12 protein-coding genes are annotated in these 12,884 nt (G+C 36.4%); 1 reads left to right on the top strand and 11 read right to left on the bottom strand.

Annotated features, from left to right (window positions below; translation table 11 throughout):
- Window positions 1–1,206 carry a type II secretion system F family protein gene (locus HIPMA_RS02450; RefSeq protein WP_013681487.1) on the top strand — a complete coding sequence of 402 codons (1,206 nt, stop codon included), beginning with the start codon at window positions 1–3 and terminating at the stop codon, window positions 1,204–1,206.
- On the opposite strand, the gene mrdA is transcribed toward HIPMA_RS02450, so the two are convergent.
- The 11 genes from mrdA to lptB are packed head-to-tail and all read right to left on the bottom strand — an operon-like array spanning window position 1,199 to window position 12,582.
- On the bottom strand, window positions 1,199–2,995 hold the full coding sequence (gene mrdA, locus HIPMA_RS02445; RefSeq protein WP_013681486.1) for a penicillin-binding protein 2: 1,797 nt from the start codon (window positions 2,993–2,995) through the stop codon (window positions 1,199–1,201). The two genes, HIPMA_RS02450 and mrdA, sit on opposite strands and share 8 nt — an antisense overlap.
- Window positions 2,979–3,458 carry a hypothetical protein gene (locus tag HIPMA_RS02440; protein WP_013681485.1) on the bottom strand — a complete coding sequence of 160 codons (480 nt, stop codon included), beginning with the start codon at window positions 3,456–3,458 and terminating at the stop codon, window positions 2,979–2,981. The genes mrdA and HIPMA_RS02440 overlap by 17 nt, the downstream gene beginning before the upstream one ends.
- Entirely contained in the window at window positions 3,440–4,213 is a 774-nt protein-coding gene (locus tag HIPMA_RS02435; protein WP_013681484.1) for a rod shape-determining protein MreC, read from the bottom strand. Before HIPMA_RS02435 ends, HIPMA_RS02440 begins: the two co-directional genes overlap by 19 nt.
- Window positions 4,213–5,265: a rod shape-determining protein gene (locus tag HIPMA_RS02430; protein ID WP_041323934.1), complete on the bottom strand. Its 1,053-nt coding sequence runs from the start codon at window positions 5,263–5,265 to the stop codon at window positions 4,213–4,215. The genes HIPMA_RS02435 and HIPMA_RS02430 overlap by 1 nt, the downstream gene beginning before the upstream one ends.
- Window positions 5,262–7,430 (bottom strand): RelA/SpoT family protein, encoded by a 2,169-nt coding sequence (locus HIPMA_RS02425; protein ID WP_013681482.1) that lies wholly within the window; start codon window positions 7,428–7,430, stop codon window positions 5,262–5,264. The genes HIPMA_RS02430 and HIPMA_RS02425 overlap by 4 nt, the downstream gene beginning before the upstream one ends.
- A complete protein-coding gene (rpoZ, locus tag HIPMA_RS02420) occupies window positions 7,415–7,618 on the bottom strand; it encodes a DNA-directed RNA polymerase subunit omega (RefSeq protein ID WP_013681481.1) in 204 nt (67 codons plus the stop codon). Before rpoZ ends, HIPMA_RS02425 begins: the two co-directional genes overlap by 16 nt.
- The gene (gmk, locus tag HIPMA_RS02415) at window positions 7,599–8,249 is read right to left on the bottom strand and encodes a guanylate kinase (RefSeq protein WP_013681480.1); all 651 of its coding nucleotides are present in this window, start codon (window positions 8,247–8,249) and stop codon (window positions 7,599–7,601) included. The genes rpoZ and gmk overlap by 20 nt, the downstream gene beginning before the upstream one ends.
- On the bottom strand, window positions 8,246–8,479 hold the full coding sequence (locus HIPMA_RS02410; RefSeq protein ID WP_013681479.1) for a DUF370 domain-containing protein: 234 nt from the start codon (window positions 8,477–8,479) through the stop codon (window positions 8,246–8,248). The genes gmk and HIPMA_RS02410 overlap by 4 nt, the downstream gene beginning before the upstream one ends.
- 1 nt (window position 8,480) lies before the next feature.
- A complete protein-coding gene (rnr, locus tag HIPMA_RS02405; RefSeq protein ID WP_013681478.1) occupies window positions 8,481–10,550 on the bottom strand; it encodes a ribonuclease R in 2,070 nt (689 codons plus the stop codon).
- Window positions 10,532–11,869 carry an RNA polymerase factor sigma-54 gene (gene rpoN, locus HIPMA_RS02400; protein WP_013681477.1) on the bottom strand — a complete coding sequence of 446 codons (1,338 nt, stop codon included), beginning with the start codon at window positions 11,867–11,869 and terminating at the stop codon, window positions 10,532–10,534. Before rpoN ends, rnr begins: the two co-directional genes overlap by 19 nt.
- Window positions 11,866–12,582 carry an LPS export ABC transporter ATP-binding protein gene (lptB, locus tag HIPMA_RS02395; protein WP_013681476.1) on the bottom strand — a complete coding sequence of 239 codons (717 nt, stop codon included), beginning with the start codon at window positions 12,580–12,582 and terminating at the stop codon, window positions 11,866–11,868. The genes rpoN and lptB overlap by 4 nt, the downstream gene beginning before the upstream one ends.
- Window positions 12,583–12,884: the final 302 nt, after the last annotated feature.

The raw sequence follows: 12,884 nt of genomic DNA, 5'->3' as shown, positions 1-12,884 counted from the left end.
ATGCCTTATTTTAGATGGAAAGGTAAGGATATAAAGGGAAGGGTTAGAAAGGGAGAGATAATAGCGTCTTCAAAGGGCGAGGCCATGGCCAAGCTCAAGTCTAAAAGGATATCGGTTATCAATGTGAAGCCGGCCCCAAAAGACATAGAACTTCCTTTTCTAAAATCAAAAATAAAAGACAAGGAATTGATGATAGTAACAAAGCAGCTCGCCAGCATGCTCTCAAGCGGTCTTCCGCTGGATGAATCTTTAAATATAATGGCAGAACAAGCAGAAACAAAAAAAATGGGTGAGGTGTTATACTCAGTAAAGCAAAGGGTAGAAAGTGGGGCGAGCTTATCTCAAGCTTTAAGTGATCATAAAGATGTATTCTCACCCATGTATATTCACATGGTTAACGCTGGAGAACAAACGGGTAACCTTGACGGGGTTCTAAAAAGATTGTCCGAAATGATGGAAAAACACATTACTTTAAAGAGAAAGATAAAAGGAGCACTAATATATCCAACTATGGTAACAATTGTTGCTGTTGGTGTTATAGCACTTATTATGACTTTTGTCATACCAACATTTGCCGATATGTATTCCTCAAGCGGCATGCACCTACCATTACCAACCCAGATAGTTATAAACGTAAGTTTATTTATGAAGAAATACTTTCTAACTATGCTTATTATATTTATAGCCCTATTGATTGCATTAAGAATAGGGTATAAAAAAAGCTATGCTATGAGAAGGTTTATGGATAAAGTTCTGCTCAACCTACCCATCTTTGGAGAACTTGCAAGAAAGGGTTCTATTGCGAACTTTACAACAATTCTTGCCTCCTTAAGCTCAAGCGGCGTTGATATATTAGACGCCCTAAGCATAAGTGCCAAAACAGCTGGCAACCTTATTATGGAGGAAACGCTTACAGAAGTTAAAGATATGGTTAAAAAAGGAGAAAACCTCTCCTTCTCTATGGCCTCAAGCGGAGAATTTCCTGACATGGTCATACAGATGGCGGCCGTAGGCGAGGAGACGGGAACTTTGGATGAAATGATGCAGAAAATATCCCAATACTACGAAGAAGAAGTAGATAATGCAGTAAAAAACCTAACTTCTATGATAGAACCTATACTTATAATCGTTCTTGGCGGCATAATAGGATTTTTAGTTGTATCTATGTATCTTCCAATATTCAAGATGGGTGAAACAATCAAATAAGTCCTAATTCGATGAGCTTTTCATAGACCAATTTGGCAAATGCTGCAGCGTTGGCACTGGATTCTCCATGTTCCAAAAATACCACCACTACGACTTTTGGCTTATCCTTTGGTGCAAATGAGGCAAACCAGGCGTGGGGGTAGTACTTCAGTGCCTTCTTTATGGGCATTCTACCCTCTCTAACTTTCTTTTTTATCTTTTTGTAGACCGAACTTGACACAACCTGGCTAGTTCCTGTTTTACCGCAAATATTAAGCCCCTCAATCTGAGCCTTTTTAGCCGTACCGTAAGACCCATTAACAACAAGCCACAGAGCTTTCTTTATATCTTCGTAGTATTTGCTTTTAAACACATACAAAGGAAATGGCTTCACACCCTCAACCAAAAAAGGTCTATACCCGACACCATCGTTTGCTATAATGGAAAAAGCTAGAGCAACTTGCAATGGACTTGCCAAGAAAAAACCCTGCCCTATTGATGTCGATATTGTGTCTCCTATATACCAACCTTGGGAGTATTTTTTGTACTTCCATGTACGGGAAGGTAGGTTTCCCTTTGTGCAGTAAGAGAAAAGCCCTGGTGATCTACCGAAGCCAAATTTAGACAGATAATAGTCTATCTTATCTATGCCAAGCTTCATACCCATTTGATAAAAGAAAACATCTGAGGAGCTCTCTATAGCTCTGTAGAGATTTATATTACCAAACCCGCCTGCTTTCCAGTCTCTGTATGTGTATTTACCTATCTTTATAGCATAGGGGCAAAATACAATTGTGTTTGGCGTTATGATATCCTCTTGAAGTGTAGCCAGAGCCATAAAGGGCTTAATAAGCGAGCCTGGAGGAAAAGCTCCCTGAACTGATATGTCAAATAGATTTAACAATCCGCTTTTTTTTAGATTATTCCATTCTTTTTTCGAGAGTCCTTCGACAAAAAAATTGGGATTGAAACTATCGCTATCAACCAACGCAAGTATAGCACCATTTGGCCTTTGAACCACCACTGCCCCTTTGAGATTATTCTTTTTTAATTGCTGATAGATAAACGACTGCAACTTTGAATTTATCGTTAAAGTAATATTTTTTCCCTTTTTAGGAGGGGTAGTTGATATAACCTTAACAATAGCGCCTTTTGAGGATACCTCAACTTCTTTATAACCCCATCTACCCCTTAAAACAGAGTCATATTTCTTTTCTACACCTTTTCTTCCAATAAGCTCACCAACGCGAAAAGATGGGTTTCTTCTCAAATCATCTACTGAAACCTCAGATATATACCCAACTATATTTGCGTAAGCATAAGGATTTGAAGGATAAACCCTCTTAGGCGTAACCTCTATATTAACAAAAGGAGATATATCTTCATTAAACAACAACTTAAATACCGTGCTTTTTTCCACATTGCGCTTTATGGGCAAGCTTCTATAATAAGGAATCAACTTAAGCTTTTCCTTTAAAGAAAAAGCATCCAGGTTAAGCAACTGAGAAATCGTATTTAACCTATCAAGGTCAAGGTTTTTTGACTTGTAGAGATAAACACTGAAAGAGGGAACGTTTTTTGCGTAGAATACACCATCTGAGGTTTTTATGTCGCCTCTTGGAGGGGCAATACCTATGAGCCTTATAGAGTTTCTCTTAGCTAATGAGTAAAAATAATTCCCTTTAACGATTTGAAGATAAAAAAGTCTCAAAACAAGTATAACAAAAGATAAAACTACAACAGCAAAGAGATAGTAGATGTTCTTTTTTATTTGCTCTATTTTGCCTAAAAATCTATCTCGCCTCGGCATTTATACCTTTTTTCATAATCTTTAAAAATATAAAATCCAGAATAAACACAAAAAACAGGCTCATCAAAGCAGAAAATACAGAAACGGCAATTGGACTGCCAATATAATAAACAAACAAGGCATACACAAGGGATAAACCTAAAAACACATGATTTCTATTAAACTGAAGATACTCTATAAGACGGGCAGTTAAGGATATACCCACAGGAAATAAAACACAAAGAATAAAAAAGTGCTTAAATATCAATACATCAGATATAAAACCAAAAATAAACCCTCCGAGATGAAATCCCTCGGGCTTCTCTAACCTCAAAGCAAAATCTACACTAAACAAAAGCAATAAAAACGGCAAAATAAAAGGTGTTATATATATAAAATTAATGATTTGAGCCCCAAATAAAGCAAATACAAATACGAGAAGAAAACCTACAAGCGGGTTTGGGCTTAAAATTTCTTTCTGCATAAAACAAACACCTTCCAATTGTTAAAAAAGCTCCTATCTATCTTAAGATGCGCCACTTTATAATAGCCGTTCACATCATCAATCGAGATAACCCTTCCTATAAACAGGCCATAAGGGTATATATTCAAAGCTCCTGTAGTAAACACCTTATCCCCCTGTTTTACCTTAACATTTGGATCCAAAAACTCAACCTTAGGGGAATATTCAGAACCTATAAAAAGAGCTTTGTATGTAGAGTTATCCGACTTTATAAATACATCAGCAACAAAAGAAGGGTTAAAGACCGTCTCGGCAGAGTATATATCACCCCTTATATTATCTTTTATTATACCAACTAAAGACAGTTTATCTGATAATACAAAACAGTAGTTCTTATTTAAATTAAGCTTTTTGTTAATATATAGATATATTTCATCGCTTCTAAAGTTGCCTTTAAATGAAAATGTAGCTTCCAAAAGATTGTCTTGAGGTATATCTGAAGATTTTATAAACCTAAATTTCGTAAGCTCTTTGTTTATCAAAATACATTTGGAAAGTTGAAATTTTAGGCTTCTATTTTCCTCCTCTGTAGAAATCAAAACCAGGTATTTATTAATTCCTTCCTGAACAACGCTCAAGCCCTTGGATATGGGATAGGATAATCCCATTAAAACACTAAAAACCCCTTTTTGTAAAAAATTGGCCGCCGGGGGGTAAACATTTACGGTGACATTCAATAAAAAGGCAACAACTATGTATATTAAAATCCATCTCATCAATCTATGGTAACTTCACCCAGCAAATCTATATTGTCCAATATCATACCAACACCCTTAACAACGGCAAATAAAGCCTCATCGAATACCTTCACAGTCAGACCAGTTTCTTTATGTATTAGCTTATCCAATCCTTTTATCAATGCACCACCACCAGTTAACATGATGCCGTTATCTACTATGTCACTTGCAAGTTCAGGTGGTGTTTTTTCCAAGGCATCTTTAACGGAAGCCACTATAACATTCACAGGCTCCCTTAATGCTTTTCTTATCTCATCAATGGTAACCTCTATGGACGTTGGAACACCTGTTATCAAGTCAATACCCTTGACAATTATGGGCTCGTTATCCTCCTCTTCATCTTCAGAAGGATAAACGCTACCAAACTCTATCTTTATCGCCTCAGCTGTACTTTCACCTATTAGTATGCTATATTGTTTTTTTATATAATTAACTATAGCCGTGTCCATCTTGTCGCCACCTACCCTGACAGAAACACTGTGAACTATACCACCAAGCGAGATAACGGCAACCTCAGTTGTGCCTCCGCCTATATCAACTACCATGCTACCCACGGCATCCTGCACTGGTAAATCTGCCCCTATTGCAGCTGCCATAGGCTCTTCTACTAAATAAACCTCTCTGGCTCCAGCATCTATAGCCGACTCCTTTACGGCCTTTTTTTCAACCTGAGTTATTCCATGAGGTACAGCTATAATTATGCGAGGCTTAAAAATACTGCGTTTATTCTTTGATTTCTTAATAAAATACCTTAACATTCTTTCTGTAACTTCAAAATCAGCTATAACACCATCTTTCAGCGGCTTTATAGCCTCTATGTTACCAGGTGTTCTTCCAACCATCTCTTTGGCTTCTTTACCAACGCTTAAGACTTTCTTTGAACCCTTTGAGTCGGTTTTTACGGCAACAACACTAGGTTCATTTAAAACTATCCCTCTACCTTTAACATACACAAGCGTGTTTGCAGTACCCAAATCTACAGCCAAATCATTAGAAAAATAGTTAATCAACGACTTGAACATCTTTATCACCGCCTATTCTTTCTATAATAAGTTTTACCTCTTTCTATATCTATCACATCCTCATCCTTTTTAAGCGTCTCTATAAGTCTTTCTAACTCAAATTTACTCGAAACATCTATATCCATGTCGAAGATCACGGTTGTATGGGCCTTGTCTAAAAATATAACTTTGAGATTATTTAAGTCAATATCCATGTTGTAGAGTACATTGGTAATCCTTGCCAAAATACCCTTTTTATTCTTTACTTTCACCCTGAACTTGACTGGCATATTATGTTTTATTGAGCCGTCCCATTCAACTTCAACAAGTCTATCACTATCATAGCCTATTCTTTTTACATTTTCGCAGTCAAGTCTGTGTATTATTATACCCCTATTTCTGGTAATATAGCCTACTATCTCATCTCCATATACAGGATTACAGCACTTGGCAAGTTTAAAAACTATGTCATCCGAACCATTCACTTTTATCTTATAAACATCGCTTTTTACAAGAGCTTTTTTAGACTTTTTCTTCTCTGTAGGGTATACCCTTGAAATAACACTTGACGGATGGATTTTTAAAAATCCAATCTTTTCAAATAGATTATCTATACTATTGCAGCCAAAATAAGACAGAGATTCCTGCAATTTCTCTTCCTTAAGAAAATTCTGAAGCCCTTTGTTTATCTTGGATAACTCTTTTGAGAGTATCCCTTTGCCTATCTCAATAGCCTCAGCTTTCTCCTTCTCTCTTACCTTTTGCTTTATTCTACTTCTTGCTTTACTGGTAACAACAAACTTAAGCCAATCCTTACTTGGTGAATGGTTGGCTTGTGTAAATATCTCAACAATATCGCCATTGGAAAGTTTATAATTCAAAGGCACAATTCTGCCATTAACTCTTGCGCCTACACATCTATTGCCTACCTCTGTATGTATAGCATAAGCAAAATCTACAGGAGTAGCGCCCCTAGGCAAAACCTTCAAATCTCCAGCAGGCGTAAATACATAGACCTCACCCCTGAATAAGTCAACCTTAACCGTATTCAGAAACTCTTTGGGGTTTCTAACCTCTTTTTGCCATTTAAGCAAATGTCTGAGCCACAGAAATTGTTTATCATGCTTGTCTATTATACTAACCTTATTCTCTTTGTATTTATAGTGAGCCGCGATTCCTTCTTCTGCAATCTCATGCATTCGCTTAGTTCTTATCTGTATCTCAACAACTATATCGCTGGGGCCAAAAACGGTAGTGTGTAAAGATTGATACATGTTTTGCTTGGGTAGGGCTATGTAGTCCTTAAATCTACCAGGCAACGGCTTGTAGTTCTTATGAATAATACCCAAAGCAGCATAGCAATCTTTCTCTGACTCTGTAATTATTCTAACGGCAAGTAGATCATAAATACCATCAAAGTCTACCCTTTTTCTTTGCATTTTTGTATAGATACTATAAAGATGCTTAAGTCTGCCTGAGACCTCGCATTTTATAGACGCTTCTTCCATGTCCTGTTTTATCTTATTCTCGACAAATTTTATTACTTCTTGCTTTTTTTGAATCGTCTCTTTTACCTTTTTCTCTATCTCTTCATATTCCTTCGGGTAGAGGTATTTAAAGCTCAAATCTTCAAGTTCGGACTTAAGCCAGTAAATACCGAGCCTATGAGCTATAGGGGCATAGATATCCAATGTTTCTTTAGCTATTCGTTTCTGTTTCTCTTCTTTTAAGTAACAAATTGTGCGCATATTATGCAGCCTATCGGCAAGCTTTATAAGTATAACCCTCAAATCACTTGCCATGGCCACAATCATTTTCCTAAAATTGTCGGCTTGGTTCTCTTCGCTGCTTTTATATCTAACCTTGCTTATTTTTGTTAAAGCTTCTACTAAAAACAGAACATCATCACCAAAAAAGTTATTTATATCATCTACCGTGGCTTCTGTATCTTCCAAAACATCATGCAGAAGAGCAGCTATAAGGCTATTTTCATCCAGGTAAAACTGATTAACTATCCTGGCAACATGTATAGGATGGATTATATAGCTTTCACCGGATGCCCTTTTTTGATTTTTATGCTTCTGATAGGCATAAAGAAAAGCCTTATCTAACCGCTTTTCATCAAAATCTATCTTTATCTCTTTCTTAAACTCATCATAAAGCTTCTGAATTTGAGGATCTATTTTTTCTTCCACAATCCCTCTTTAATCTCCATAAGGCTAACAATAGTGTTTTTATGAGCAGATGCGAAACTATTGCTTATTAAAGGCTTGTCTCCTCTGAATAGCGAATTAGCTCTAATTGCAGCAACCCTAACAAGCTCATACCTACTTGGAAAATGTCTTAATGCCCCATTTATTATTTCAGGTATAAATATCTCCATCGTTCACCTCCATGTATTTTTCTATTTCCAATCTCAAATCATCGGCAAGTTTTAAGTAGTTATCCTTAAAAAAGTCCATCTTAAGCAAGGATGAATCTATTATATTATTCAAAGCCTCAACAGCACCCTCAAGCTTATCATTAATAATGCAATAGTCAAAACCTTCAAGGCTTACCAGCTCTCTCAGAGCTGTCTTAAGCCTCACCTCGAGATTATCCCTCTTTTTGTCGTTCTTGATACGTCTAATCCACTCATCGAACGACGGTGGAAGTATAAATATACTGACAACTCTGTCAAATGTATTCATCACATTTTTAGCACCTTGTACATCTATTGCAAGTAGAGGATGCTTCCCGGAACTTATAACATCATCCAGAGCACCCTTTGTTGTTCCATAGAAATGCCCATGCACAGTAGCATACTCTATGAATTCCCCCTTTTTTAACTTATTCTTAAACTCTTCTATACTAACAAAGTAGTAATCAACGCCATTTTTTTCTCCGTCTCTTGGGCTCCTTGTAGTATGGGTTATAACCCGTTCAACATCATCCCTCTTTTTTCTTATAGCATCGCAAATGGTCGTTTTCCCTGCGCCTGTTGGGGATGAAACAACAAATATAACACCCTTCATTGACCTACCCTTTCAGCTAATGTGTTAACAGCAATTCCAGAAAGCACAACATGACCAGAATCCATAATTACTATAGCCCTTGTTTTCCTACCCTGAGTTGCGTCTATAACTTTGCCTTCTTTTTCTAGCTGCTCTCTAAGTCTTTTTATAGGAGCCGATGCTGGATTGACTATCGCAACAATCCTGTCAGTATTAACAAAATTACCGAAACCTATATTAACAACCCCCATTTTAAGCAACCGTAAAGTCTATTTCACCTGCAAATTTATCTACATTAACCACCATCACCCTCACATCGTCACCTAACCTAAATATCTTCTTTTTTCTCTTGCCAACCATTGCATACATATACTCAACATATTCATAATAGTCATCCTTCAGGCTTGAGACTGCCACAAACCCCTCAACGAAATGCTCTTTTAATCTCACAAAAAAACCGCTTGGAATTATAGTTGTTATAGTCGCATCAAAAACCTCACCTATGTATTGTCTCATAAAATGCGCCGCCTTTATATCGTTCATATAGAACATAGCATTTTCCGTTGTAAGCTCTCTCTCTTTTATAGTTGATGTTATATCTTCAAGATTATCAAATGATTCCCTTTTCTTCTCTAAAACAGCCTTAATCATTCTGTGAACTACAAGATCTGGGTAGCGTCTTATAGGTGAGGTAAAATGCGTGTAATTTTCAAAATGGAGCGCAAAATGCCCTTTGCTTTGAGTTGAGTATTCGGCCCTTTTTAAAGACCTTAGCATGAGTTGAGATACAATTTTCTTAAGCTTTTCATCCTTTATGGATTTTAAAATTTTCTGAAGCTCCTTTGATGTAATTTCATCCTGCAATTCGAATTTTACGCCCATCTTCCTCAAAAAAGCAATAAGAACACTCAACTTTACCGGATCTGGGTCATCATGCACCCTACGAATATATTTTTCATAATGCCTACTTAAAAAATCGGCAACACACAGATTAGCCGCAAGCATGAACTCTTCAATAATAGAATGTGAAAACAAGTGCTCCCTTTCTTTTATTTCAATAATCTTATCGTCCTCTACTATCACCTTGGGTTCGGGTATATCCAAATCAAGGCTCCCCTTTTTAAATCTTCTACTGCGTAAGGTTTTAGCAAGCTCACGCATAATCACAAGCCTATCTTTTAGCCACTGCTCATCTTTGATTTGGCCATCAAGAATGCCTTGAACACCCTTATATGTCATCCTCCGCTTGTTTCTTATTACACTCTCTTTGATATCATAGCTTTTAATAACACCTTTTTTTGAAATTTCCATGATAACACTAACACTAAGCCTATCTTCATCAGGAACCAATGAGCAGACATCATTTGACAGCTTAAACGGCAGCATAGGTATAACAGCTTCGGGAAAGTATACACTAAAACCTCTCTGAAGGGCTTCCTTATCAAGACTCATGCCTTTTTTTACATAATTAGATACATCGGCTATATGAACATAAAGCCTATAGCCTGTTTGTGTCCTTTCGACATCTATAGCATCATCAAAGTCCCGCGCATCTTCACCGTCTATGGTTATTGTAGGCAAGTTCCTAAAATCAGTTCTTTTTCTAAATTCATCCTCTGTTGGTTCTGCTATCATCTCAAGTTCTCTTTCAACCTCTGTTGAGAATTCATAAGGCAGGCCAAATTTATCTATAACAACCTCTTTATCTATCTTTAACTGATAAGGATCACCGTAAACTTTAACTATTTTGCCTTTAACAGTTGTATGTTTGCCCTCAACAAAAGATATAATCTCAACTAATACCAGCCACCCTTCTTTTAGCTTCTTATCTATCTTCCCTACGCTAATAACAAAGGGTACTTTCCTATCTGTAGGATTAACAATCCATCCTCTGGGGGTTTTTACCAGGTAACCTATGACGTTCTTAAGCCTGCGTTTTAGTACCTTTACAACCTTGGATGTTATTCCTATATTGCTTTTTTGCAGTTTAACTATTATTTCATCGCCCTCTGTTGCATTTACGGTATTAATAAGTTGGGGCAGTTTAACTTCATCTTCCCCTTTTCTTAAATAGAAAAATCCACTTCTTTTAAGAAGAGTTCCCTTAAGAAGGGGCGTTTGAGATTTTTTTAAAGCTATGACATATCTACTTTTTGATATTTTTTTTATCTTTCCTTCTTTTTTTAGTCTTCTTAGTTCCTTATAAAAGGCCGTTTTCCTTTTTTTAGAAACACCCAAAGCCTTACGCAACTCAGAGCCGCTTAACGGTTTATAGTCTTTTGCCGACAAAAAGTTTAAAATAGCTATAGCATATCTTGACATTTTCTTTCCCTACTGCTTGGTATATTCATCTCTTTTCTGTATTTTGTTATCGTTCTACGTGTAAGATTTATCCCCATTTTTCCAAGCTCTTCTTTTATTTGATCATCACTTAACGGATTTAGCTTATCCTCATCCTTTATCATCTTTTCTATTAAATCCTTGACATAATCTTTTGAAACACTTTCAGATATACCACTTGAGAAAAACTTACTAAGTGGCAAAATCTTTCCTTCAAACTCTAAGTATTTATTGGCAACAGCTCTGGTTATTGTTGAAACATTAAATCCCAATATAGCAGCTATTTCTTTACGCGTTAGAGGCATTATAGTGCCATCTTCAAAAAACTTCCTTTGCCTTTTTAGGATTACATTTACAGTTTTCAAAAGCGTTTTATTTCTATTTGAAACGGCAAGCATGAATTCTTTAATCTGCTTGTATTTCTCCTTTATGAACTCCTCTGCATTTCCATCCTTTAAATATACATTCAACATCTCCTCATCAATGCTAACGCCACTCAACCCTCTATCGTTGAGTATTGCAACAAGCTCAGAGTTTACCCTTTTTACATATATATCCGGTTCGATATAGTCCCTATATTCAGATGAGGTATAATATTCAAGCGGATAAAGCATAAAACCTCTAAATCTTTCAATAACTTCTCTGAATAAATCCTCAGGCCAACCTAATATATCCCTTATCTTTTTTAAATTGGGTTTTTTAATGCCTTCTAAAGTATCTATAAGCTCCATCAAGCGCTTTCTTAGGCCAACATCCTTCTCTGACTCGGCCTGAAGAAGCAGAAATTCCTTAGAATCCAAACAGCCGCACCCTAAAGGCTCAAGATTCATAACCTGCCTTCTTAAAAACTCCACCCTATCAATAGAAACCTTTAGTTTATCTGCTATATCTTGGGGATTTAAAGCTAAAAAACCTTTTTCATTTATGTTATAAATAATATGCCTTGCTATCTCTTCATCATGGCCAGTTAAGCTCAATTCATGCCTAAGTTGCAAAAGAAGTTTGTCTTCTAATGTTTCCTCCTTTGACACTGTAACCTCAATTATATCAGATACAAAATCCTCACCATCGAAATGCTGTCTGTACGATTCCTCTATTTCCTTAAACTTATCCTCAGGCAGCGGCCGTTTTTCAACCTTTATACCTTCGTCTAATTTAACTAATGGGTTTTCGGTCATAATCTTCTTTAGATGTTCCTCTATCTGGGTAACATTCATTGCCAATATTTTAAGTGATAAATCGAGTCTCGGCGTGAGTATAAGACCTAAGTTCACATCAAGAGTAGTCTTTAACTCTATCATAGGCAAAACCTTTTACCCAGATACATATCTATAACCTCTTCATCTCTGACAAGCTCATCCGGCTTTCCTTCCCTGACTATCTTACCATCAAACAAAAGATACGCCCTATCAACTATGTCCAGAATTTCTCTAACGTTATGGTCGGTTATAATTATGCCTATTCCTCTATTTTTCAAATCCTTTATAATCATTTTAAGTTCATCTACAATAATCGGATCAATACCAGCAAATGGCTCATCTAAAAGAATAAACTTTGGCTTCGTCGCCAACGCTCTTGCAACCTCAACCCTACGTCTCTCGCCGCCACTTACAGCATAGGCCTTTGTGTTTCTTATGTGCGCTATATTCAAATCATTGAGCAACTTTTCAAGCACAAGCTTACGTGTTTTTATGTCCGGATATAGAAACTCCAAAATAGCATCAATATTTTCCTCAACTGTCATGCCCCTGAAAACAGAAGGCTCTTGAGGTAAATATGAAAGACCTTTTTGTGCTCTTTTATACATAGGCAAATGCGTTATATCTTCATCATTTATAACAACGCTACCCTTATCTGGCTTAATAAGACCGGCTATCATATAGAATGTTGTGGTCTTTCCCGCACCGTTGGGCCCCAAAAGCCCAACAATTTCACCCTCGTTTGCATTTATATTTACATTATTAACAACAATCCTCTTCCTATAGCTTTTAACCAATCCACTGCACTCTATCATACCTTAATCATACATAATTTATTGCTGTTTAACAAGAATATCAAGAATATAGAATACTAATTTACACGTATATCAGCAAGCCATCTGACATTTTAAACAAATGAAATAAAAAACCAAACAAAGAAAATTCCAAAAATAGTTTATTAATACCAGCTTCGCATTTAGTTTTTTAGATGGATAAATATCATCAAAACCGGACAATCTATCTCCATTTTTTCAAATCTATAAATTCTTACCTAACAAAGTTTTCTGTATAGATTTTGTAGGTTCATTTTTTTCTTGACTTTTTCAGATAAATGGCG

The sequence above is a fragment of the Hippea maritima DSM 10411 genome (assembly GCF_000194135.1).
Classification (GTDB): domain Bacteria; phylum Campylobacterota_A; class Desulfurellia; order Desulfurellales; family Hippeaceae; genus Hippea; species Hippea maritima.
The sequence above is the reverse complement of the archived record's forward strand: the minus strand, read 5'-3'. Positions and strand labels throughout refer to the sequence as shown.

Excerpts from the sequence above, each read along its gene's own strand:
- gmk (WP_013681480.1), bottom strand. The coding sequence starts at position 8,249 with ATGAAGGGTGTTATATTTGTTGTTTCATCCCCAACAGGCGCAGGGAAA.
- HIPMA_RS02410 (WP_013681479.1), bottom strand. The coding sequence starts at position 8,479 with ATGGGGGTTGTTAATATAGGTTTCGGTAATTTTGTTAATACTGACAGG.
- mrdA (WP_013681486.1), bottom strand. The coding sequence starts at position 2,995 with ATGCCGAGGCGAGATAGATTTTTAGGCAAAATAGAGCAAATAAAAAAG.
- rnr (WP_013681478.1), bottom strand. The coding sequence starts at position 10,550 with ATGTCAAGATATGCTATAGCTATTTTAAACTTTTTGTCGGCAAAAGAC.
- rpoZ (WP_013681481.1), bottom strand. The coding sequence starts at position 7,618 with ATGGAGATATTTATACCTGAAATAATAAATGGGGCATTAAGACATTTT.
- rpoN (WP_013681477.1), bottom strand. The coding sequence starts at position 11,869 with ATGATAGAGTTAAAGACTACTCTTGATGTGAACTTAGGTCTTATACTC.
- HIPMA_RS02440 (WP_013681485.1), bottom strand. The coding sequence starts at position 3,458 with ATGCAGAAAGAAATTTTAAGCCCAAACCCGCTTGTAGGTTTTCTTCTC.
- HIPMA_RS02435 (WP_013681484.1), bottom strand. The coding sequence starts at position 4,213 with ATGAGATGGATTTTAATATACATAGTTGTTGCCTTTTTATTGAATGTC.
- lptB (WP_013681476.1), bottom strand. The coding sequence starts at position 12,582 with ATGATAGAGTGCAGTGGATTGGTTAAAAGCTATAGGAAGAGGATTGTT.
- HIPMA_RS02450 (WP_013681487.1), top strand. The coding sequence starts at position 1 with ATGCCTTATTTTAGATGGAAAGGTAAGGATATAAAGGGAAGGGTTAGA.